This is a genomic window from Cellvibrio sp. QJXJ (assembly GCF_024452345.1).
Taxonomy (GTDB): Bacteria; Pseudomonadota; Gammaproteobacteria; order Pseudomonadales; family Cellvibrionaceae; genus Cellvibrio.
On sequence record NZ_CP101662.1, the window covers coordinates 267,694 to 290,268 of the forward strand.

Consider the following 22,575-nt stretch of genomic DNA (forward strand, 5'->3'; position numbering starts at 1 on the left):
TTCGTGGGTAATAAAGCGCATGATTAAGCGATTAAACACTGCCGCTTTTTTTATTGCACTGCGAGGTGACAACCATGAAGGCTTGCGTAAAAAGTTTGCTGCTTATAGCCAGTTGTGTGCTTTTTATATCCTGTGGCGGCAGTAAGGGCTCGGGTAATCCCCCTTCATCATCAACCAGTAGTGCGCCAGCCCTGACGAGTGCAATTAGTTCCTCTGTTGCATCAAATTCCAGCAGCAGTATTGTTTCCGGTTTGGCCGTAAGGCCTGACAACGCTACATGCCTTGCTCCGTCGCTAGTCAGTTCTGGCTCGGCTATTAGTATTCATTGGCAAGCGGTATTTCCCTCTCTGCCTAATATCGCCAGCGCCACTAATTTACTTCAAGCCCCGGATGACAACAGTTATTGGTATGTCACGCGCCAATCAGGCAGGGTGGTGCGATTTCAAAATAATGAAAGCGTCGATACCCTGACAGAGATTCTTAATATTGAAGATCGTGTGGATTTTTCTGGTGGTGAAACTGGTTTGCTCGGCATGGCATTTCATCCGCAATTTGCCACCAATCACTATGTCTATTTCAACTATATCGGGCGCAATTCCAGCAACGAAATGGAAACGCGAGTGGTGCGTTTTGAAGTCGCGAACGATGGAACCATTAATCCCGATTCTGAAGTGATTTTGTTGCGCTTTAATCAGCCCTATTCAAATCACAATGGCGGCCAAATTGCATTTGGCAGTGATGGTTATTTATATATTGGCTCGGGTGATGGCGGCAGCGGCGGTGATCCACAACAAAACGGTCAGAACACGCAAAATTTACTGGGAAAAATATTGCGCATTGATGTTGATAACACCAGTAGTAACCGCAGTTATGCAATTCCAGCCGATAATCCATTTGCGACAACTGGCGATGCACCGGAAATTTGGGCTTATGGTTTGCGTAATCCCTGGCGTTTTAGTTTTGATCGGGAAACCGATGAGCTGTGGGTGGGCGATGTCGGACAAAGCGCATGGGAAGAAGTAAATTTGGTAACAGTTGGTGGCAATTACGGCTGGGGTGATATGGAGGGCGATTTTTGTTACAGCGGGCGCAGCAATTGCTCCACAACTAATAAAGTGAAACCTGTGTTATCTATCAATCACAATACAGGAGTTTGTTCGGTGATAGGCGGCTACGTCTATCGTGGTGCACAATTTCCGGCAGCTTACGGAAAATATTTTTTTACTGATTACTGTGTAAATTCGATTCAAACTATTACGTTGCAAAGTGGCGGCAGTATTCTTGTTGAAGAACATGGCAGTGCCCCCGGTGGCGTAGTGTCATTCGCACAGGATAACCAAGGTGAGCTATACGCTATAGGTCAGTCAGGTGCAGGTTCCCAAATTGTTAAAATGCAAGTAACAGGCGGCACTTTGCAGCCAGGTACAATGGCGACACGATTATCTGAAACAGGCTGTGCAAATGTAGCTAATCCACAATTGCCGGCAGCCGCGATGATTCCCTATTCCGTAGCCAGTCCCTTGTGGTCAGATGGCACTGAAAAAGAGCGCTACTTTGCGCTGCCTGACAATACAAAAATAGAACTCACCAATAACGGCGATTTTTTGTTTCCGGTGGGCAGCGTTTTAATGAAGCACTTTAAATTGAATAATCGTTTTATCGAGACGCGATTATTTGCCCGCAGCGAGCTGGGGTGGCAGGGGTTTAGTTACGAATGGCGCGATGATCAAGCCGATGCCCAACTGTTAATGGATAGTAAAGAGAAATCGGTTGAGGGGATTCAGTGGCAGTATCCCAGCCCTGCGCAGTGTTTGACTTGCCACACCCAAGTGGCCAACTTTGCGTTGGGTTTGGAAACTGTGCAGTTAAATAATTCGATGTTGTACAGTGCGAGCAGCGTCACTGCGCATCAATTAGATTCTCTCGCACACATCAGCTTGTTTTCTTCCTCAATTACTCAATCCCACAGAGCGTATACTTTGTTTGCACTCGCTGGTGGCAACGCAACGTTGGCACAGCGTGCGCGCAGTTATTTACATAGCAACTGCAGTAATTGCCACAGTGTGGATGGGCCGACGCCGGTAAATTTGGATTTGCGTTACAGCACAGCACTGACCGCAACACAAGCATGCAACGTGCAACCAACGGCAGGAAATTTGGGAATCGATAATGCGCGTATTATTGCACCGGGTGAACCGGAGCGTTCAGTTTTGCTTGCGCGGATGAAGGTGCGCGACGCAAATCAAATGCCGCCACTTGCATCACATTTGGTTGATGATGAGGCTGTTGAGGTTATAGCGGCGTGGATTGGTGGGCTGCAAAATTGTGATCAATAAAGTGGTGACGCACTTGAGAATATATTTTCGCCATACCCGCGTACGCGGGTATCCATAACAATCAATACTAGCGACGATTTTTGCGCGTTTTCAGGCGGCGAATACGATCTGCTTCTTCTTTTTCGATTCGCTTTTTTTCATCCTCTTCTTTTGCACGCAATACTTCTAGTTGCGTCATCTCGGGTGTTTCCCAACTGATCGGTCCGAGTAATCCCGCGCGCAATTCGGTGATTAAAATCGAAGCGACTTTTTGGATTTCCACTCCGCCACCTTTGCGTGTGCAGCCGCGTTTTACGCCGATAGCATCCAATAACTCCACATCTGATTCAGGTAGTTCGGTTAATCCATAGCGTTTTTTTAGCGCATCGGGATAGGCCGCTAATAAATATTCAGCGGCGTAGAGTGCGATGTCTGCGTAATCAAATACGGTATCTTTAATCGCACCGGTAATAGCCAAACGATAACCACATGAAGGTGGTGATAATTTGGGCCACAAAAATCCGGGTGTATCGGTAAGCAGAATGCCGTGCTCCAGTTTTATTTTTTGTTGGGCTTTGGTCACGCCCGCCTCGTTACCGGTTTTGGCGATTACACGGCCTGCCAAGGTATTGATGATGGTGGATTTGCCGACATTGGGAATACCCATAATCATCACCCGCGCCGGGCGCACTTCACGTTGGCGTTCGCTCACCAGCGAGGTGCAAACATTTAGCAAGTTGCGAATTTGCTCGGGACGCTGTTGGCTTACGGGCAGGGCTTTTACGCCTTTTTCCTGCTCCATTTTTTCCACCCACAGCGCGGTAATTGCCGGGTCGGCCAAATCGGCTTTGTTGAGTAATTTAATCAGTGGTGTGTCGCCGCGCAAACTCGGCACCAGTGGGTTCTCGCTGGAAAAAGGAATGCGTGCGTCGATAACTTCTATCACCACATCCACATGAGGCATGACTTCCGCAATTTCTTTGCGGGCCTTGTGCATATGGCCGGGGAACCAATTAATTGTTGACATGAATGACTCGGAATTAAAAAGAGTAGGGGCTTAGGTAAAACTATCGAGCGGTTCGTCGCGATTAAAATGGTGCAACAGCAGGCAGTCATCTTCGGTTTCACCCTCGCAAATCACGATGGATACCGGTGCGATTTGCGGCGCATAAATTTGATCTAAATAAAGTGCCTGCTGCAGCTCTTGCCACAGCTGGGCAGGGTATTCAGTAAAAAAATTAAAACTCAAAAAGAGTTTGCCTTTTTCTTCAATGGCATCAACTTCCGGTGAGCGAATGCTGCGAACACGATCCAACAATCCACGGCGATCAAATTCGCGGGCATGTTTGGGGGATATTTGAATACTGATGCAGTGCATGGTCTTATCCTCAACGACGAGTGGCGCGATTATACAGAAAGCGCCCCATCCGCGCCGGAAATCCCGTCTGTACCATAGGGCGCGTAACCGGTTTCGGCTATTATAGGCATCCATTCCTGATCATTGGGTCGTGATAGTGTCCTCTCCCTTGTTTCGCCCTGTTGCGCTGGGTATTTACCTGCTGTTTTTCATTGTGGGTATTGTGGGCGCGCTGGTATTGCCAACCTTTAGTCTCTTTCTCGCGAAAGAGATTGGCGTGCGCCCGCTGTTGGTTGGTCTCGTTTTTGGCGGCATCGCGCTTGCCAGTATTGCCTACAACCATTGGATCGGGCACTGGTCCGACAAGCTTGCAGACCGGCGCCCGCTGGTGGCCAGTTTTTGTGTATTGGGGGCAGTGTCTTGTGTGGTATTTGCGCTGTCGCGCAACTATTGGCTGGTTGCTGTAACGGCAATATTTTTATTCAGTTTGTCGATGGTGTCCTTCGCGCAAATTATGGCTTACAGCCTGGATTATGCCGAGGCAGAAATTCCCCCCGAGCGTATTCCTCTGTTTAACGCAATTATGCGTGCACAAATTGCATTTGCCTGGGTTGCGGGGCCACCAGCTGGTTTTTTATTGGCAACTTATTACAGTTTTAGTCTGAGCTATTCGGTGGCGGCAGGGCTGTATCTATTGGTGGGCATTGTGAGTTTTAAACTCCTGCCGCGCTTGCCGAAAAAAGCACCTCATATTGATCACACCGGTGAGCAGGTGATGTTACTGCCCTTAACACCTGCAATTAAACAATCGCTCTGGTTTTGTGTTGTTGCATTCTCGTTGATGTGGGGCGTGAACAACGCATACCTCATCAGCCTGCCAATACATTTGAAAGATAACTTACACATCGACGCCCAATGGATGGGGTGGGTGATGGGCACTACTGCCGCCCTGGAGGTGCCGTTCATGTTGTTGGCGGGCCATTACGCCAGCCGTTTTCGGTTGGTGAATTTGATTCGCTGCGCAGGTGTTGCCGCCTTGTTTTTGTATCTGGGCGTTTATGTTGCTACCGATCTGTGGCACTTGTTTGTACTGCAAATTTTCAACGCTATTTTTATTGGATTGTTGGCTGGTGTGGGTGTCTCGGTCATTCAGGAGCTTATGCCTGGCCGCTCTGGCGGTGCTTCGGCGCTCTATACCAATACCACGCATATGGGCAATTTATTTAGCAGTTTATTGGTGGGGGTAGTGGCCGATTATTTTGGCTATCACCAGGTGTTTATTGTTAACGTGGTGTTGGTGATTCTGGCTATTTGGGCATTTGGCAAGGTGAGGTCAGCGCGTGAGTTAGCGCCGACCCGGTTGTAATTCGCTGAGCGTAGGAAGATGGAGTGTTTTATTCATCTTCCTCGTGTAACAGTTTTTCCAAGTCCTCCACACTCATGGCCAACAAGCGGTGACGTAATTCCGCTTCAATTTGCGGCATCAAACCATTGACTACCTCATCCACCAATATCTGCCGTGGTTTATTCATTTTATTGGCAATGTTTTTGGTTGAATTTACAATTTTTTTTGCTGTTTCATATTCAAACAAGGGGGGCGGATTATTACCGTGCAAGCGCTCGCGAATATGTTTTGGTAGAAATGGATTTTCACCGCTGGCTTTAGCCAGCGGACGGGAAACACTGGTATGAATTGCGTTGCTCAGCGTGGGGCGATTATTCGTTGGGTGTGAGGCCGGCCCCGGTGTTTTATCGGCGAATGAAATTTTGTTGTCGTCAGAGCCTGCGCTGCGTCTATCCAGCTGATGCGGGAACTCATCTTCAAAGAGTGACGTTTGACCCGGCAATACGGACGGATTGTTGTAGCCGGCTGCGTTTGATACCGCCGCTTCATCCGGATAGTCGGGATCAATTGTCTGCAAAATAGGGATGTGATCTTCTTCCAGCAGCAGCCCTTTAATGGACTCCAGTTCTTGTAAAATCTCGGCTTTGGTTTTATTGGTGTTGGCCATGATATTTTTTACCTGATGCTCGGTGCTGGTAAATTAAGTTGCAATCACAACTTTCTGGTTTCGATCGGGTAGCCGCGCTGTTTATAAAACCCGAAACGCTCGCGGCTGGTTTGTAAACTCAGGGGCTCTTGAATCACCACCTCGCTCAAGCGCTCAAAACGGCTAAAGTAGGGCGGTATAGTTTTACTCAAGTTAAGCAACAAACCTTGATGATCTCCAGCGTCACCATTAAAGGTAATTTCCACCGGCGCAGGTTTCCCCGTGTTGATCAGTTGATGTGGAATAAAACTCTCGGGTTTGAATGTCCACAGCAGCTCATCGAACTGCTGCGCTTCAACTTCATCATCCATTACCACGAGTGTGCGCATGCCCATGCGGTGAACTTTATCGAGCAGGCGACATGCAAACAACCAGCGCGCTTCGCTGGTTGTTTCGGGTAATACATAAAAATCAATATGCGTCATTTAAGCGTTGTTCGCAGCGATTTGGTTCAACAAAAATTGCACCAGTAGCGGTACCGGGCGACCGGTAGCGCCTTTGGCTCCACCGGAACGCCAAGCCGTACCGGCGATATCCAAATGTGCCCACTCAAACTTTTTGGCAAAGCGCGATAAGAAGCAAGCGGCCGTTACGCTGCCCGCTTCGCGCCCGCCAATGTTAGCCATATCGGCAAAGTTGCTATCCAGTTGTTTCTGGTATTCATCCCACAGCGGCATATGCCACGCGCGGTCAGCGGCTTCTTCACCGGCAGCGAGCAATGATTTGGCCAGCGCATCGCTATTGCTGAACAGGCCTGTTGCGTGGTTGCCCAGAGCGATTACGCAAGCGCCGGTGAGGGTGGCGATATCAACCACAGCTTTGGGTTTAAAACGCTCTGTATAGGTGAGTGCATCGCACAGCACCAGGCGGCCTTCGGCGTCGGTATTGAGTATTTCGATGGTTTGACCGGACATGGAGGTAACTATGTCGCCTGGTTTGGTCGCGTTGCCACTGGGCATATTTTCAGTGGCGGCGATCACACCGACTACATTGATTGGCAATTCCAGATCGATCAGGGTTTGGAATGTACCAAGCACACTGGCTGCGCCACACATATCGTATTTCATTTCATCCATCGCGGCGCCGGGTTTGAGGCTAATACCACCGGTGTCAAAGGTGATGCCTTTGCCCACCAGTGCTACCGGCGCTTGTTTTTTGGCGCTGCCTTTGTATTCGAGAACAATTAATTTTGCTGGTTGATCGCTGCCTGCGGCGACGGACAAGAATGAGCCCATGCCCAATTCTTTGAGTTGTTTTTCTTCCAGAACATTCACACTGAGTTTGGTGTGGCTACGACCAAGGCGTTTGGCTTCACTGGCAAGGTATGTTGGGGTGCAGATATTGCCCGGCAAGTCGCCGAGTTCCCGCGCCAGATTTACGCCCTTGGCAATTGCTTGTCCCAAGGCCAAGCCTTTGTTTGCTGCAACAATATCCGCTTTGGTTGTGGCGAAGGTAACTTTCTTTAATTGCAGGCTGACTTCAGCGGGTTTGCTTTTCAGTTTGTCGGCGCGGTAATCGAGCTGGCTCAAATGCTCCGCCAATTGGCGTGCTTGCCACTCGATAGTTTGGTTGATTACCGTCACATCGGCGAGTGCCAGGGTTAAATCGCTGCAGGTGGTTGCGCGTAAGGCATCGCCGATTTTTTGCACCGCTTTGCGGTAATTGTCACCGCTGATACTGCCTTCTTTGGTTGCGCCCAACCCCAGCACCAGTAGCCGCGCAGCGGCAATACCTTGCGGATTTAACAACAGCAGGGTTTGTCCCACTTTGCCTTGAAAGTTTTCACGCTTCAGAATGCTCTCTAACTGTTGCGCATCTGCTGCATTAATTGCACTGCCCGCCGCATTTAGTTTCAACCCTTCATAACAACCGATCACAAGGCAGTCAGTGCCCTGTTTTAAGGGCTCAACGAGCTTGCTGGAGAACTGGATTAGATTATTTTTTGTGCTTCCTTTGCTCTTTTTTTCATCGCTGGTGCGGGTGGCTTTTTTGCTGGTGTTCGGGGTGCTTTTTGCAGAAGTCATAGGGTGTCCTTAAGGGGCTAAGACAATTAATAATTCGCTCAAGACAAATCGGGCGCTGTGCGTGATAATGCCACAGTTTTTAGCGCTTATGGCGGCAAAATTCGGTCTGTATTGGAACCATCTCGAACGGTTCGTGTCACTAGCCCTTAGGCTTGCCGACAAGGTTGTGCCTATTGCCAGCGCCATATCCACTGACAGGATTAGCACCTTGATTATTTTTCGTTATCTCTCGCGTGATTTGTTGGTCACCGCCCTTGCCGTTAGCGCGATTTTGCTAACGATTTTCCTTTCAGGCAAATTCGGTGATTATCTCGATGATGCTGCCGAAGGCAAGCTTGCCGTGGATGTGCTCTTCACTATTATTGCTTATCGAATGCCCAATCTGCTTGAGCTGATTTTACCGCTTGGATTTTACCTTGCGGTGTTGTTGGCCTATGGCCGTATGTACATCGAAAGTGAAATGGTGGTGCTGTCTGCCACCGGCATGAGTCAGTGGCAATTGGTGCGCATGACTATGGTGCCTGCAATTTTGGTTGCGGGGATTGTCGCCTTGTTCAGTTTTTGGCTCAGCCCTTTGGGGGCACAGTTAACCCAACAAGTACTCGCCGAGCAGCGCAACCGCAGCGAGTTTGAAAGTTTACAAGAAAGGCGTTTTCAAGCGATCGGCCAGGGGCGCATCATGACTTATGTGCAAGAGGTGAGTGACGACAATAAGCGCCTGGAAAACGTCTTTGTTGCCCAGCAAGATGGACAGCTCACCTCGACTATCGTGGTAGCCCAAACCGGGGCGCAAACCTACAACACAGATTATGGCCAGCGTTACCTGGTTTTGAATAATGGCTATCGCTATGAGGGGCAACCGGGTTCTAACGAATTTACCATTACCAGTTTTAATGAGTGGGGCAGATACCTGCCGCCCACTACCAGCGCTGCAGAAATTGAAAGCGAAGCTGATGCAAAAACCACGGCACAACTCATAGCTGCCGAAGATCTGGAGAGCAAAGCTACCTTGCAGTGGCGTCTCTCTATGCCGCTGATGGTGTTAATTGCAACCTTGTTTGCTGTTCCTCTGAGTAAAACCAATCCACGCCAGGGGCGCTATTTGAAAATGTTGCCTGCAATTTTAATTTATATTTTTTATCTGGCCTTTTTAATTAATGCGCGCAGTGCGGTTACTGAGGGTGATCTGCCGGATACCTTGGGGCTGTGGGTTGTGCATATTCCCTTTTTGTTATTGGGTGTGGTGATGCTTAACTGGCAATCTTTAGTGCTCTCGCGTACCAAGACTGTAGGGGGCGCTCATGCCTAAAATTACCGCCTATATCTCGCGCACTGTTTTTTATGCAATCGCCATGACGCTGTTGGTATTTATTGCGCTGGATTTTATTTTTGGTTTGATTTCGCAACTAGAAAAAACCACCGGTGCTTACACCGCGTTGGAAGCGTTTTATTACATGTCGCTAACGGTTCCGCGCCGTTTATATGATCTTATTCCCTATGCCTGTTTGATTGGCTGCCTTGCCGGGCTTGGTTTATTGGCGAGCAGTAGCGAGTTGGTGGTTGTGCGTGCGGCAGGTGTGTCGGTGCGGCGCATAACCTGGATTGCCCTGCGACCTGCCTGTGTCTTTATAGTGATGGCATTACTGCTAGGTGAATTTGTGGCCCCTTTTACTGAGCAGATGGCGGACAACCGTCGCCATTATTTAAAGTACAACACCACCCAATCGGCGCCCCAAAATATGTGGAATCGAGAGGGGGATGAATTTATGCATGTCAGTGCCGTACTGCCGAATGGTGTTATTTATGGTTTGACACGTTATAAGTTTAACCAGCAGCAACAGTTGGAATCGGCAAGTTTCACTAAACAAGCGCGTTATGAAGATGGGTATTGGCAGGAAGAAGATGTTTCAGTTACCCACATTACCGAGAGCGGTATGCGCAATGAGGTGATTGCATCCCGCCGCTGGGATACGCCTTTCACCCCTAATTTATTTAATATTCTGGTATTGAAACCGGAAGATTTGTCCATGCGTAATTTGCACTATTACACCAACTATTTGCATGAACAGAATTTGATGGCAGGTAATTATAGTTTGGCCTTTTGGCAAAAAGTATTGCAGCCTTTGGCAACTGCGAGTTTGGTGTTGATTGCGATTTCTTTTGTATTTGGCCCGCTGCGCAGTGTAACTATGGGGCAGCGTATTTTCACCGGCGTTGTTTTTGGTGTGGGATTTTTATTACTGCAAAAATTACTTGGGCCTTCCAGTTTGGTATTCGGCTTCCCGCCGCTGATTGCTGTGATGATTCCCATCTCACTTTGTATTTTGTTGGGGCTTTATCTGCTGAATAGAGCGCGTTGATGCGCTCTATGATCTCGGCGCTATTTAAGTTGGGGTTCTTTGCTAAGCAATAAAATACGTGTTTTGCTTATCTTGTCATGCAGAGTCTGCCGGTCCTTATTTGCATACATCAACCAATAGCCAGCACCGAACAATATCATCGAAATGGGTGCCATAAGGCAGCGAGTCAGGCATTGTTTAATGCTGGGCAACTCCATTGAGCTGCTGTCAAACATTTTCATTCGCCAGGTTTTCATGCCGAGAGTCTGCCCTGATTTGCACCAAAAATAACAAAAAAATAATATCAGCGTTGCTATCCATCCAACAAAAACAATTGTCCCCCAGTGTCCCCAGCTAATTCGTTCACCCGTTGGTGGCGACCCGTTAATTAGCAGGTTTGTGCCAACCGCTAGCGCGCCGTATAAAATGCTCACTGCCATCAATAATAGTGAATCATAAACCATTGCTGCCAAGCGTCTTGAAAGGCCAGGTGTGGCGTATATTGGTAATGAGCTTTTTTGGTTATTGCTAACAATTGATTCGGTCATGTCAATTTTTTGGTGTCATGGTGAAGAGGATGTTTACAGCGAAAAATGAATCGCCCATTCATGCCCCGCTGTTAGTGTTTGTCCCAAACCGATAAACCCCTTGCCTTGCAACGGGAGTTCTTCGCGGCGTAGGTAAATAGGTGCTTGTTCTTCCAAATATACATAAGTGCCATTGGTGGAGTGATCAACCAGCACGTATTTGCCGCGGCGGAATTCGATATGGCAGTGTTCGCGGGATGCAAATTCACTTTCGATAAGTAATTGTGCTTTATTCGTGTCGCGACCTATAGCGAAGGGCATTTGTTCTGGCAGCAATAACACAACAGCATTATTGACGTGTAATTTAAGCTGAAATTTTTCTGCAAAGCCTGCGATATCATCGAGGGGGATTACGATCGTTGTGCGGTTATTATTGCCAGTGTGTTCCCATTGCAGGCGATAAATAACGGTTTCTTCTTGATCGCCTTTGATGTTGATCCGGTCAAACATCTGGCAGTCACGGCGCAATTGTGGGTTGAGTGCATCAACAGTGGATTGGGTGATCACAATTTGGTTAGCGCGGGCAATCTGCGCTACACAGGCGGCGTTGTTGACGTTATCGCCAAACACATCATCGGTTGTGATAAGTACCTCGCCAAACGCAATGCCAATCCGTATTCCCAAATCTTTCAAGTGTGGCTCTTTGATGGCGCGTAGTTGTATTGCAATTGCGGCTTCGCATGCCTGGCTGGCTGTGTCAAAGCGAGCCATGATTTCATCGCCAATAGTTTTGACCAGCGTCCCCTCGTGCACTATGGTCAGTGCTGTCATAAACTGCACTGACTCATCAATGATGGCTTTGGCCTGTTCATTGCCCAGTCGTTTATACAGCGCCGAGCTGCCGGACACATCGGCAAACATGATTGCTTGTGGTTGGCTGTATTGGGTCATGTGATCCGCGAGGGCAAGAGTAAAAAGAATAGGTGGATAATAGGCGCTTTGTTTTACAGGTGCAAAAACTGCGTTGAGCCATCTTAAACTCAAGGCAATAAAAAAAGGGGCTTACATTGCTGTAAGCCCCTTTCGGATTTGGTGCCAGTGGTCGGACTCGAACCGACACGCTTTAAGGGCGCCGGATTTTGAATCCACAGCAGGGGTTAACATAGTGCAATACTATGTGATTTGGCGCTGTTTTTAAACCGATTTACCAAATTACACCTATGTATTTCACCAAAGTGCGCCCCCTTAAACGCTGTGTAATGTAGCGATAGGGTTGTGTGTGACCGCCTGGCTCAAGTGGCTTGGTGCAAGCTTTGCGTATCTGATTGTCATATCCAATGTGCTGTGCCCCAGGATCTCCTTCAGCTTCAAAATGTTTCCATCATTAATCATGAAATGACTTGCGAATGTATGCCGCAAAACATGGGTTAATTGCCCGTCTGGCAGCTTAATACCCGCTCGGGCTACCGCATCCTCAAAACCATGTCGATGATTGCGCTGGTTGAATAGCAAACCGCTTTTAGGGCGCCCCTTCAGTATTTCTTCTTCCAGTTCCGCAGTAATGGGTATCGACCGTGCCTTACCGCTCTTGGTTTTGCTGTAGTGAATTTTCCCACCCTTCACGTACGATGCTTTCAAGCTCGCCGCCTCGCCCCAGCGGGCGCCGGTAGAAAGGCAAATCTTGGCGATTATGTATAAATCAGCCGTGGTCGATAACTTCAGTTCACTCAGTAGCGATTTAATTTGGCTTTTATCCAAAAAACACAGATCAGGTTCATCCATTTTCAGCTTGGGTAGCCCGTGGAGCGGGTTAGGGTGGGGCCACTTACCCAACTTGGTGAGAGTGTTAAAAACAGCGCAAAAATAGGCTTGTGAGTGGTTAATGGTATTTGCCGTTATCATCTTCCCCGTGTTCGCACCACGCGGTGTTTCAAGGCGTTTTTTACGAAACAAAACAAAATCTTCAGCAGTAAATTTGCTTGCAACAGGGTTGCCCAGCAACTCGCAGTCATACAGCAAAACGCCTTTTCTACCGCTACCATCCTTCAGCGAATAACCGTGTAATTTATACCAGTCTTCAACCAGGTCACTGAGTCGCCGGGCATCCTTATCCGGGTTGGCCGGTTCGCTCCCTGACTGCGCTTTTGCAAACTCGCTTGTCTTGAATTTGCGCGCCTCATCCAGTTTATCGAGGGTTTTTTTAACCTTTTTGCCATCACGCCCATAGGGGCGAATCTCTACATAAAACCGGTCATCAACCAACTTCCAAATGCCTGGCTCAACTTGCCGCACCTTGTCCTTTGCCGTTACCGCCATGCCTTAAACCTCGTCAACCTCGGGATATCCGTGAGTTTCAAGATTGTCAGCAAGCATTCGGATGTGCTCGTTTTCACTGCGAGCAAATTCTTGCAAATCAATGGGGGTTCCAAGCACCAACCAATGCAATAACTCCGGGAAGTGAGCAACTACAAGAGCTACATCATCCACACCTAAACGCCCGCGATCTTCCTCAATAGTCACCATTCGGATGTAGTCGATACCGGTAAGTTTTGAAAACTTATTCCGATTAATACCCATCAATTCTCGAGCGATTTTTAACCGTCTCCCCGGCCGATAATCCATGCCTACCCCCTCTAAATTATTGTGGTTTGCACATACAGCAAACCCTCATTACACCAAGATACTGCAAATTATTTCACGAAAGTGATAGACAAAAGTGAGTTTTGGTAATAGGGTTGTGTATATAACTTTGCACATAGTGCAAATCAATTCACTAAACCCGAGGATTCAAACATGCAAAACTTAAACGCAACTCCATCACTTCCCGTAGCCATCGACGTTCCCATCATGGACCAGGAAGCATTCAGTAAAAAAATAGGTATCTCACAAGACACCGTCCGTGGAATGGTCGAAACCGAAAAGCTCCCCAGCATCAAAATTGGAAAGCGCCGTTTTGTGAACATCGCCGAGCTAACCAACCGCTGTTTAAACGAAGGCACTAATCGTTAATTCAAAAAAATAAATTCCGGTTGGAGCTTTAGGCATGAATTTAGAACAGCAAATAGTTGAGGCGTTATTGAACGACGCGCAGCTTGCTTTTACAAAAACATCCAGTTCAAAAAAACTCTGGGGTGGTACTTGCCCCGATTGCAAAAAGAAAGAGGTTTTTATCAGCCTCGAAAAACCATATCAGTTGAAATGTAATCGACTAGATAACTGCGGCTATCAGCAATCTACACGGGAACGTTATAGCCATTTGCTTGAGAACCTTTCTGAAAAATATCCCGTTACAGAGTCAGACCCAAACGCAACTGCAAAAGCGTATATGTCGATGGTGCGCGGTTTTCCCTTAATAAAAACTGAATCATGGTTTGAACAAGGCGTAGTGATATTGCCGAACGGCCGCTATGCGCCGACAGTTCGTTTTTTATTGTGGGATGGTTTTTGGTGGGATCGATTGATCAATAAGGATGACGTGCGCGATAACGTAAGGAACGGCGGAAAGCCACGTAAAGCGATGTTTAAGAAAGACATCAACTATACAGGCAAGCACTGGACGCCACCTGGGCAAATAATTGAGAAGGGTGATCACGTCTATGTTGTTGAAGGAATTTTCCACGCGATAGCATTATATTTATCAGGTTACAAAGTTGTTGCTGCATTCAGCTGCAGCAATCTTCCCCGTGAATTTATAACTGCTCACAAAGAGCAGAATATTACTTGGTGCTTAGCCTATGACGCCGGTAATGGCGGTGAAAATTATAGTCTCAAATACCTAAAAGAAATTAATGGAATGAAGGAAGCAGCTAGAATTTGCTTGCCGCATTCTGAAAATATGGATTGGGATGATCTTTATCGAGCAGGAATGCTTGATGATAAATATCTCGAAGACAGCAAATGGCGTGGTCGCTTATTGGCAGCAGAAACATATAGGGAAAAAGCTTTTATCCTCTATTGCTGGCGGCCATACCATCACACGCTGATCACATTCAAAAGACAAACCTATGCAGTTAGTGTTTCTACCAGTGATCTAACAAAAGCACTGGAGGGCGACGCTATCGACTATGCAACGCATAAAAATCTTTTTGAACTAAATTCAAAAGTTGACCTCGTGCTTAATTGCGAGGTGAACAGCTTGCATTCCGAAGTGGATAAATTCACCAAAGAAATTAAATACATTTTTAATGCAAAAACAGAAAGTAATCGTAACGGCCAAATCATTGAGTTCAGTGCATCTAGTATTGCCGATAAAAATTCATTCTCACTTTCTTTGCTCGGGAAAATTTCCTACCGGGAATTTACCGGTAGTGCCGGTGATTTCAAACTTCTAAAGCAACGGTGGAGCAAAACCAGTCACAAAACCATTGAAACCATTCCCTTTATTGGTTACGACGAAACGGCTAGAGCCTATGTGTTCCCGCAAGCTGGTTACAAAGATGGAAAATGCGTAAAAGTAAATGATCACGGCTATCTGGATTTTAAAGACTTCGGCATTAAAACCACGCTCCAAAATGTGAAGTTTATTCACAGTGAACACTTTGATGTAAACATCCTGCCAGATTTTATAAAAATATTTGATATGAACGGGATGGCCGCACTCGCGTATTGGACAGCAACACTGTTCACACGCCAGATTAAAGAGCGCCACAAATCGTTCCCCTTTCTTGAAGTAACAGGTGACCCGGAAGCGGGTAAATCCACCTTAATGAATTTTTTGTGGAAACTCTTTGGCCGCGATAACTATGAAGGCGTGGATCTACTGACAACCTCCAGTTCATCCGAAGGGCGGATGCTATCGCAGCTGAGCAACCTTCCCCTGGTCGCGCTGGAAAGCGACCGCGAAACAGATTTAAAAGCTAAAGGTGGGCGGCCATCCAAACAGGTGGATTGGGACAGCTTCAAAAAGATTTACGACCTTGACGGTGTGTTAATGAGCCGAGGCGTAAAAACCAATGACAACCAGGTCAACGAATCCATTTTTCGTGGCGCACTGGTAATTACCCAAAACGCAAGTGTGCAGGCTAGTCAAGCAATCATGACTCGCATCAATCACCTGCATTGCACCACTGCCCATAAAAAAATAGAAAACCGCCCTATAGCAGACCGGCTGAAAGTAATGCCGGTTGAGGAACTCGCAGGGTATTTGCACATGGTGTTGTGTAAAGAGCCGGAGTGGCTACAAGTGTTTTTTGCTGCGTTTGAAAACCACCGATACACGCTCACCAAAACCACCAGCATTAAAAGCCAGCGCATTATCGATAACCACGCTCAACACATGGCCGCCGCCGAAGCGCTGAAAGTCGTTTTCCCCAACCTCACCAAAGAAACCCTGCAGCAAGTGTGCAAACACCTTGTATTGCGAGCGCAAGAGCGTGAGCGCCGTTTAAAGGCCGACCACCCGTTAGTGCAACAGTTCTGGGAGGCATACCACTACATCAATGATCAAAAAATGACGTTGATAGATGAAGACCGCAATGAAACAGAAGTGGACGACGAAAAACTGAACCACTCCATCAACCCCAAACACATCGCCGTGAACCTGAATGAATTCATCGAACACGCCCGGCTACGGGGTCAGGGCTTCTTTGATATCGAGGATCTGAAAAAAGTTTTAACCACCAGTCGGCACTACCCGTTTGTTGATCAAAAACCAGTGAACTCCCGCAAGACCAAGGGTAACAAACGGTGTTTTGTCTTCTTAAAGCCGGTAACTGACTAACTATTTGATTTTTATATATTTTTTTGTTCTCGAGAAATAATCATTAAAAAAGGTAAGGGGGGTAATGGAAACTGTGAATCTTGTGAATTATGAATTTTATTCTTTTAAATCAGTGACTTGTGGGATTGCACTTTGTGAATCGGCTGTAAATCGCTGTAAACCAATTCATTCACACAGATTCACACCGGATTCACAGCCGATTCACAGCCCCTATGTCTTGAAAGCCACGCCGTTACTGGCTTTCAGAAAATTCACAGCGATTCACAGCTTTTTTGATAGGTACCCAAAAAATTCTCCTATGGAGGGAGTGGCGATGACCAACAAGCCCCATTTTTTAACCGATCCAGTTGACCCAACCGGGCAGGAATTCCGCGCCGATTGCATGGCGTGGGAGCTGTTCACCAAAAAGCCCCGTGCAGAGCGCGAGGCGTTCATTGCCGGTCAACCAGCGCTGCAAACCCAAGAGTTCCACACCCGCCTGCGCCGCTGTGAGGCGTGGTGGTTATTGACCTACTGCACGCACTTTCAGATTGAAGAAACCATCGCCCACATGACACCAACCGAAATGCCGGAAGTGCGCGAGCACATAGAAGCAATGCGTTTGGAAATGAAGGCAATCCGTCAACGTAAATTCAAAACCGTTCATAGGGGTAAAAGCTATGCGTAAGTTGAGTGATGTAACAGAAGCGGAAATGAAAGCCGAATACGACAAAACCCCAGCCATGAATCAGTACGTTCCCTGGGCAGAAGTGTTGGCCAACAGCACTTATTCAACCATTTTAAAAAACCAAGTCATCTCACATGAGGAAAAAACCATGCAAGAAATACCAACCAATAACGGCATATTTCTCGCCATCGATAACTGCAAAAAAAATCTCGCGTTAGTTGGAATAGATTTGTCCGCTGGCCGCGACACAACAGTGATCGCGCCAGCGCCAGAGCCAAAAAAAGTAACGCGCCGTAGCACTATCACTTTGCATGAACGCCAAATTGAAAAAATAAAAACAGCTTTGGTTCTATCGCGTAATTGTTTGAAGTACGGAGGCATGAGCGATGCAGTGCGCAATGAAGCGCTGGACTCTCTCGCTGAGTCACAAAAAATTATCAATTCGTTTTATGAACCGCGTGTGTGAGGTGTTGTTAATGAAATTCGTAATCGCATTTTCAACACTATTGCTTTGCCTGGTCACGCTCGCCAGTGCCGTTCTGTTTTGGATCTCAATGCCCACAGACCTGCACGGAAAAGTATTGGCCGGTGTTACCGCAACCGCACTGGAAGCCTGCAAGTATTCGTTTTTTCCGGCAGGGGTTTACTACCTGAAAAAACGTAACGCCGGTGGCGCTGCTTTGTTAATTATTGGCTGTGTGTTGGTTTGTATTTCTGTTGCCGCTACTGCTGGTTTTTTAGAGAACGCTTACAACCAACAAACACAAAGCGCGCAACAAAACACCCTTGAATACAAAACCAAAACGCAACAACTAAACAGCCTGCAACAGCAGATAGATTCACTTAATGGGCTGGTAGCAGCAGACGCACAAGGCAGTTACCGCACCCGCGCTATTGAAACCGCCAAACAAGTGAAATTGTTAGAGCAGCAGCGCGATAACGCACTGGCAGAAATTAAAAGCTATCGCCAAATCGCGCAGGGCAACGCACAGGCGCTTTTTTCCTCCTTGGCAATACCTTTGGGTGTGCAGCCAGACGCAGCAAGGCAGGGCGCATTTATGGGGCTGGCAATAATTGTGGATATTTGCGCAATCGCCGCATTACTAGCCCTGGGCGGAATGGGTAAAAATTCAGCCCCGGCGCCAGCAATGCAGCCAGTGCAACCACCACCAAAACCAGCAACACCAACCGCCGCAAAATCACCATCGGCACAGCAACAAAAACCGGCTGATTTAACACCGGGGGAAAATGAACTAGCCGAAAAAATACTAGCAGGAACCTACGGGCAACCACCGGCAGTACGGCGAATAATTCAGGAAGGAAATGTGCGGCACCACATAGCTAAAAAGGTTCTGGAATATTTGGTGGAGCAAAACAAGGTAAGGCGGGAAGGCAAGCAATATCAACTAGTTCAAGCGGTAATTGCATAAGGGGGTAGGGGGATGAGTGCAACTTTCTCGACATTTTGTAATGACGCGATATTCGATGCCTCAATACGAATGCCAAAAGCTCCAGTTGGTGATGATAAGAAAAAATTAATGTATTTATCAATCACCACTGACACCGGCGACTATTTAACTATTCACTTTAAAAACGAAAGTAATTTTAAAGCATTCTGTGCAAAACATAATTTTCAACTGGAGATTAAAACCAATGCAACCAACTAAAGGCGAAGTGAATTTATACAACCAAATCAAAGGGCGCACCGTGCGTGCCGTTAAGGGTAAAAGCGATGTAGGCGAGGGCTGGCGCCCCGTATGCGCAGGTCGCTACTTGGGCAATCAGTGCAGCGACTCGGAAAAGGGGGCAATTAACTACGGTATTAAATTGGTTGAGCAGTTAAAACAAAAAATTGAACAACGCCAAATGCCATTTTTGTTGTCAGAAAAAGTTAAACCCAAACGCGAGCGAAAGCCGAAGGAGAACGTGTAATGACTGCACAAATCAGAATCAGCCATGACGGCCACGTTGGGCACCCGAAGGATGTAATTATCGGCCAAGCAAAAGTTTGTTTTAATGAATTCAAACAAATTTGGGTAACGCCCGGTGGGGGCATGAAATTTACCCAGCAGGGCGCAGAAAAATATTGCAGCAAACTGAACGATTTTATTTGTGCAGGTGGTAGGCATGCAGTTAAGCCAACATGACACAGAAGTGCTTGAGAAATTAAACGGGGCGGGGTGGGTGTCACAGCACCAGTTAAAAACCTCCCGCCAAACACTAAACAAGTTGTTACGGGCAAAACTGGTAGAGCGGCGAATAGGCGGCAAACCAATCCGCTACCTGCCAGAGACCGGGGCGCAGTTTCGTTTAAAGACAGGAGGTGCAATCAATGAAAGGTAATTTAATTGTAATCATGCTTATATTTTTTTTATCCGGTTGCAACACTACGCCAATTATTGATCTGGTTAATACCGCCAAATGCGTAACCGAAGTGGCAACCAAAGATTCAAAATTTACGTGTGAGTTTGAAGGCAAAAAAGTTTTGGCAAAAAAGTAGAGTTATAAATTTGTGTGGAAAGGCGGCCAATCGGTCGCCTTTTTTATTTGTGGGGTAGTGTTGACATGTAGGCGCAATGCGCCTATTATGCTTGCACGGTGGCACGCAGAGAGCCACTCACTCCGAGGGGGCTAGTCGTTGCCACCGGTAAGGAACTGAGATGAAACTTTGCGAGATTGTAACCATACGCACTAACTTTCCTGAGGCACATTTCTGGTTAGTTAGGCGAGGCTCAGAGGATAGAGTCGGTGAGCCAACCCGAGTGTTTAACAAAGAACACATAGGGTTGCGAGTAGAGCGAACCGACATACTATTACCTGACTACCTTTTCTACGTGTTTGTGAGTATCCACAACACAGGGCACTGGAAAGGGTTAGCAACAGGAACTCTAAGCTTGGTTAATATCCGAGTTTCCGACGTTCGCAACATCGAACTGTCACCGTGCTAAGGGAGGGGGGCGAAAGCCCCCCAAACTTCACTCAAGGGGTTACAGCATGAAAATTGAATTGCCAGGCCTTAAAAAACAGCAGCAACTTATTTTTGAAGAAAGTACAAAGGCCGCAATCGAGCAACTTAAAAAAAATCTGAAAGCACCGGTAATACCAGGTCAAACCGAAGTGGATGAAAGTAAATATCCGCGCACGCATCTATTGCGCGAGCATGAAGGCTGGGAGCCACCGCACCAGGATATTATCGGCGCCTACTTCCGGCACTTCCAACAACACTTCCCGGACTACAACACTGATGCGAAACTCGCGGATCTGTTAGGTCTTACAAGTGATCGCCGCGTGAGAGAATACAAAAGTGCATCACGGACAATTCCTTACGGCGTGTGGCGTCACTTCCTCGTGCTAACGGGCAGGGCACCGCAAGAAATAATCGAAGTTAAAGCGTTTATGGGATAAAAAAAGGCCGCTATTCAGCGGCCTTTTTTGTTTCTGTTGTAGAGTTGTCTTTGCTGCTCGACGAAACGCCAATTCCCAGTTGCTGCCTGCCTTCTGTTACAGCATTGTTGAATGCTTCCTCTCTTTTCTCTGGTGGCGTAAAAAACACAATTAACAAAAATGTGAATATTGCATAGCCTAAAAAAGTAGCTACTGCACTAGGTACTCCTGACCATGCATACAAAAACCAACGCATTAAGAAGTGGTGATTGTCTAGTTGGGTTTTATCAACTTTTTTTATCCATTCGCTACGATCATTGGCTACGGCTTTTTTTGTTCTTTTTTCTTCGTCCTTTTTATAGGCCGCTAAATCTTGTTCGTGTTTTTTTGCCAATTGCTGGATTTTAAATTGAGCTTCATTTTCGCTCTGATTTTTTGCATTTGTTTTTAAGGCGTTCAGCAACGCAGCTGCAACATTTTTAAGTTTTGTCTGCTCGTATTCGCTGGCAAGTATTTCGTCGTGACAATTTTTTATTCGCTCTTTTATTGCTTCTTCATCTTCACCGTCTTTTCGTAGTGACTTTGCTAGTTCAGATTTTCTTACCTTGTAAAGGCCATAGGCAATTAATCCTTCTAAATCTTCATCGTCTCGAACAAGAACTTCAAAAACCCACTTGTTTGTCATTATGTTTTCCATCAAAAAAAACGCCCCAACTAAGGGGCGTTTTGGCTTTCAATATCAAAATTATATTTTTTTTGTACTCAACCAGCCATGAGCGCGCAATTCTGCCATTGCCGAGGCTGCCATTTTTCTAACCTCTTCTCTTGCCTTTGGCGTTACTTTGGGGAGTTTTGCAATACCTTCTTGGCTGAAGCTGACACCCTTTGTCATTTCCGCATTTTCGCGACGCATTTGGGCGAATTCTTTGTCGGTGTAGGTGCGTTTAATTTGCATATTAATTGCCTCTATGGGCGGGACTCGGATAGATTAGTTTTCACTAAGGTATCGGTAGCCAAATCACCAACATCTAAGTTTCTAAACCGCTATGTGGCTTTACTGGCTGCTAGAGCACTGCATTGCAGTACCATTGCAATAGCAATAATGGCACAAAGATAAAAGTTTATCAATTTTTGATCAGCCCTGCTGCTGCTCATTACTGCCCATTATTGCCGGTTATTACATATTGACACCCGCCCAACCCCCGTACTACTCTGTAAAGGCAGCGGCAAAATCCGCTGTCGGGACTTGGAACTCCTGCAAACCTCTACGGGCACAAGCGCGCTCTGCGCTTTTTTTGTGCCCAGCGTTCGGCTACCCTGTTGTTATGGTGGTCGGGCGGGGCTCCCTTCGGGGAGGCCGGTATCGTAGAGGCCGGTAGTTCCAACCCTGTCCGGCCACCTCCATGACTTGGAACTCATTGAGGTGGTTTAAATACCTACTCTACGAGGCTAACGCCATGAACACTGCTACCCGTAAAACAGCTCCCAAATCCCGCCGTATCGTCACCCTAGACCCATCCCAGTACGCCCTATACCAATCCGGCCAGCTCGATATTTGCGCCCCGGACGGCACGCGCCTGGAATCCATCGGCCACCTGCCTGCCGTGAACCAACGCACCCGCTTTGTGGATCAGCTCTCACTGGTGGAAGCGCTGGTGGTGAATTGCAATGGCTCGCTTGAATTGAGTGATCGCGCCATCGCAAGCCTTGCGGATATTCTTAACCAATCGCAGCACATGATTGAGAGCTAATCCGCTCCACAAAAGAAAAGGCCGCTAATGTGCGGCCTTATTTATTTTCCGTTGGGCTTCATCAAGTGAGTCGGAAATTCCCAAGCTAATATCGGGTAGTTTCACGGTTTGGAAAAAATGCGTTATTGGTCTGCCTTTCACGTCTAAAAACTCAATGTATTTAATTACGTGTGTGCCTGTGTTTTCTACAATGCTTATCTGCATGAATTAAATTCCCTTTTGATTTTTGGCGAATAATATTTTTTTATTTCTCGTTCGTCTGTAGGAAATTATCCATGTCTTTGTGCGAATTTGACCACAATTAACTTGCATTAAAATGCACTGAAAACTTCACCAAAATGCAATTACACAGCATTACTTTCCAGTGGCGGAACTACGTCACAAAAATCCGTTGACAGAATCCGGTGCGGTGCCTAACCTTTGCGCCGTGGCACCTCATGT

26 protein-coding genes are annotated in these 22,575 nt (G+C 47.0%); 15 read left to right on the plus strand and 11 right to left on the minus strand.

The window, feature by feature from the left end; translation table 11 throughout:
* The first annotated feature begins 74 nt into the window (after positions 1–74).
* Positions 75–2,336 (plus strand): PQQ-dependent sugar dehydrogenase, encoded by a 2,262-nt coding sequence (locus NNX04_RS01080; RefSeq protein ID WP_261947205.1) that lies wholly within the window; start codon positions 75–77, stop codon positions 2,334–2,336.
* A 67-nt stretch (positions 2,337–2,403) separates the two neighbouring features.
* Here the strand turns inward: NNX04_RS01080 and ylqF are convergent, their stop codons facing one another.
* Positions 2,404–3,342 carry a ribosome biogenesis GTPase YlqF gene (gene ylqF, locus NNX04_RS01085; protein ID WP_151058279.1) on the minus strand — a complete coding sequence of 313 codons (939 nt, stop codon included), beginning with the start codon at positions 3,340–3,342 and terminating at the stop codon, positions 2,404–2,406.
* Between the two features lie 30 nt (positions 3,343–3,372).
* Entirely contained in the window at positions 3,373–3,693 is a 321-nt protein-coding gene (locus tag NNX04_RS01090) for a hypothetical protein (RefSeq protein WP_261947206.1), read from the minus strand.
* A 136-nt stretch (positions 3,694–3,829) separates the two neighbouring features.
* Here NNX04_RS01090 and NNX04_RS01095 point away from each other — a divergent pair, with 136 nt between their 5' ends.
* Entirely contained in the window at positions 3,830–5,038 is a 1,209-nt protein-coding gene (locus tag NNX04_RS01095; protein ID WP_225318401.1) for a sugar efflux transporter, read from the plus strand.
* Between the two features lie 28 nt (positions 5,039–5,066).
* Here NNX04_RS01095 and NNX04_RS01100 read toward each other — a convergent pair whose 3' ends face one another.
* The 3 genes from NNX04_RS01100 to NNX04_RS01110 are packed head-to-tail and all read right to left on the minus strand — an operon-like array spanning position 5,067 to position 7,747.
* Positions 5,067–5,684: a hypothetical protein gene (locus tag NNX04_RS01100; RefSeq protein ID WP_261947207.1), complete on the minus strand. Its 618-nt coding sequence runs from the start codon at positions 5,682–5,684 to the stop codon at positions 5,067–5,069.
* Between the two features lie 44 nt (positions 5,685–5,728).
* Positions 5,729–6,148 carry a DNA polymerase III subunit chi gene (locus tag NNX04_RS01105; protein WP_007642098.1) on the minus strand — a complete coding sequence of 140 codons (420 nt, stop codon included), beginning with the start codon at positions 6,146–6,148 and terminating at the stop codon, positions 5,729–5,731.
* On the minus strand, positions 6,149–7,747 hold the full coding sequence (locus NNX04_RS01110; protein ID WP_261947208.1) for a leucyl aminopeptidase: 1,599 nt from the start codon (positions 7,745–7,747) through the stop codon (positions 6,149–6,151).
* A 208-nt stretch (positions 7,748–7,955) separates the two neighbouring features.
* On the opposite strand from NNX04_RS01110, the gene lptF reads away from it, so the two are divergent.
* Positions 7,956–9,056 carry an LPS export ABC transporter permease LptF gene (gene lptF / locus NNX04_RS01115; protein ID WP_261947209.1) on the plus strand — a complete coding sequence of 367 codons (1,101 nt, stop codon included), beginning with the start codon at positions 7,956–7,958 and terminating at the stop codon, positions 9,054–9,056.
* Positions 9,049–10,107, plus strand: coding sequence for an LPS export ABC transporter permease LptG (gene lptG / locus NNX04_RS01120; protein WP_007642091.1), 1,059 nt, complete (start codon positions 9,049–9,051; stop codon positions 10,105–10,107). The genes lptF and lptG overlap by 8 nt, the downstream gene beginning before the upstream one ends.
* A gap of 20 nt (positions 10,108–10,127) precedes the next feature.
* On the opposite strand, the gene NNX04_RS01125 is transcribed toward lptG, so the two are convergent.
* From NNX04_RS01125 to NNX04_RS01140, 4 genes are all read right to left on the minus strand, one after another.
* Positions 10,128–10,634, minus strand: a complete 507-nt coding sequence (locus NNX04_RS01125) for an RDD family protein (protein ID WP_261947210.1) — start codon at positions 10,632–10,634, stop codon at positions 10,128–10,130.
* A 33-nt stretch (positions 10,635–10,667) separates the two neighbouring features.
* Positions 10,668–11,564: an adenylate/guanylate cyclase domain-containing protein gene (locus NNX04_RS01130; RefSeq protein WP_261947211.1), complete on the minus strand. Its 897-nt coding sequence runs from the start codon at positions 11,562–11,564 to the stop codon at positions 10,668–10,670.
* A gap of 294 nt (positions 11,565–11,858) precedes the next feature.
* On the minus strand, positions 11,859–12,929 hold the full coding sequence (locus NNX04_RS01135; RefSeq protein WP_261947212.1) for a phage integrase: 1,071 nt from the start codon (positions 12,927–12,929) through the stop codon (positions 11,859–11,861).
* Between the two features lie 3 nt (positions 12,930–12,932).
* A complete protein-coding gene (locus tag NNX04_RS01140; RefSeq protein WP_261947213.1) occupies positions 12,933–13,235 on the minus strand; it encodes a hypothetical protein in 303 nt (100 codons plus the stop codon).
* 171 nt (positions 13,236–13,406) lie between these two features.
* Between NNX04_RS01140 and NNX04_RS01145 the strand changes: the two genes are divergently transcribed.
* The 10 genes from NNX04_RS01145 (at position 13,407) to NNX04_RS01190 (ending at position 20,404) form a co-directional block, all read left to right on the plus strand.
* Positions 13,407–13,622, plus strand: a complete 216-nt coding sequence (locus tag NNX04_RS01145; RefSeq protein ID WP_261947214.1) for a helix-turn-helix domain-containing protein — start codon at positions 13,407–13,409, stop codon at positions 13,620–13,622.
* 34 nt (positions 13,623–13,656) lie between these two features.
* Entirely contained in the window at positions 13,657–16,332 is a 2,676-nt protein-coding gene (locus NNX04_RS01150; RefSeq protein WP_261947215.1) for a toprim domain-containing protein, read from the plus strand.
* A 313-nt stretch (positions 16,333–16,645) separates the two neighbouring features.
* Positions 16,646–16,999, plus strand: coding sequence for a hypothetical protein (locus NNX04_RS01155; protein ID WP_261947216.1), 354 nt, complete (start codon positions 16,646–16,648; stop codon positions 16,997–16,999).
* On the plus strand, positions 16,992–17,465 hold the full coding sequence (locus NNX04_RS01160) for a hypothetical protein (protein WP_261947217.1): 474 nt from the start codon (positions 16,992–16,994) through the stop codon (positions 17,463–17,465). The genes NNX04_RS01155 and NNX04_RS01160 overlap by 8 nt, the downstream gene beginning before the upstream one ends.
* A gap of 10 nt (positions 17,466–17,475) precedes the next feature.
* A complete protein-coding gene (locus NNX04_RS01165; RefSeq protein ID WP_261947218.1) occupies positions 17,476–18,429 on the plus strand; it encodes a hypothetical protein in 954 nt (317 codons plus the stop codon).
* 12 nt (positions 18,430–18,441) lie between these two features.
* Positions 18,442–18,666 (plus strand): hypothetical protein, encoded by a 225-nt coding sequence (locus NNX04_RS01170; protein ID WP_261947219.1) that lies wholly within the window; start codon positions 18,442–18,444, stop codon positions 18,664–18,666.
* A complete protein-coding gene (locus NNX04_RS01175) occupies positions 18,653–18,931 on the plus strand; it encodes a hypothetical protein (RefSeq protein ID WP_261947220.1) in 279 nt (92 codons plus the stop codon). Before NNX04_RS01170 ends, NNX04_RS01175 begins: the two co-directional genes overlap by 14 nt.
* Positions 18,931–19,146 carry a hypothetical protein gene (locus NNX04_RS01180; RefSeq protein ID WP_261947221.1) on the plus strand — a complete coding sequence of 72 codons (216 nt, stop codon included), beginning with the start codon at positions 18,931–18,933 and terminating at the stop codon, positions 19,144–19,146. The genes NNX04_RS01175 and NNX04_RS01180 overlap by 1 nt, the downstream gene beginning before the upstream one ends.
* Before the next feature lie 185 nt (positions 19,147–19,331).
* Positions 19,332–19,499 (plus strand): hypothetical protein, encoded by a 168-nt coding sequence (locus tag NNX04_RS01185; protein WP_261947222.1) that lies wholly within the window; start codon positions 19,332–19,334, stop codon positions 19,497–19,499.
* A gap of 494 nt (positions 19,500–19,993) precedes the next feature.
* The gene (locus NNX04_RS01190) at positions 19,994–20,404 is read left to right on the plus strand and encodes a hypothetical protein (RefSeq protein ID WP_261947223.1); all 411 of its coding nucleotides are present in this window, start codon (positions 19,994–19,996) and stop codon (positions 20,402–20,404) included.
* 10 nt (positions 20,405–20,414) lie between these two features.
* On the opposite strand, the gene NNX04_RS01195 is transcribed toward NNX04_RS01190, so the two are convergent.
* Positions 20,415–21,068 carry a hypothetical protein gene (locus tag NNX04_RS01195; RefSeq protein WP_261947224.1) on the minus strand — a complete coding sequence of 218 codons (654 nt, stop codon included), beginning with the start codon at positions 21,066–21,068 and terminating at the stop codon, positions 20,415–20,417.
* A gap of 60 nt (positions 21,069–21,128) precedes the next feature.
* Positions 21,129–21,338, minus strand: coding sequence for a hypothetical protein (locus NNX04_RS01200; RefSeq protein ID WP_261947225.1), 210 nt, complete (start codon positions 21,336–21,338; stop codon positions 21,129–21,131).
* 502 nt (positions 21,339–21,840) lie between these two features.
* On the opposite strand from NNX04_RS01200, the gene NNX04_RS01205 reads away from it, so the two are divergent.
* A complete protein-coding gene (locus NNX04_RS01205) occupies positions 21,841–22,134 on the plus strand; it encodes a hypothetical protein (RefSeq protein ID WP_261947226.1) in 294 nt (97 codons plus the stop codon).
* Positions 22,135–22,575 lie beyond the last annotated feature (441 nt).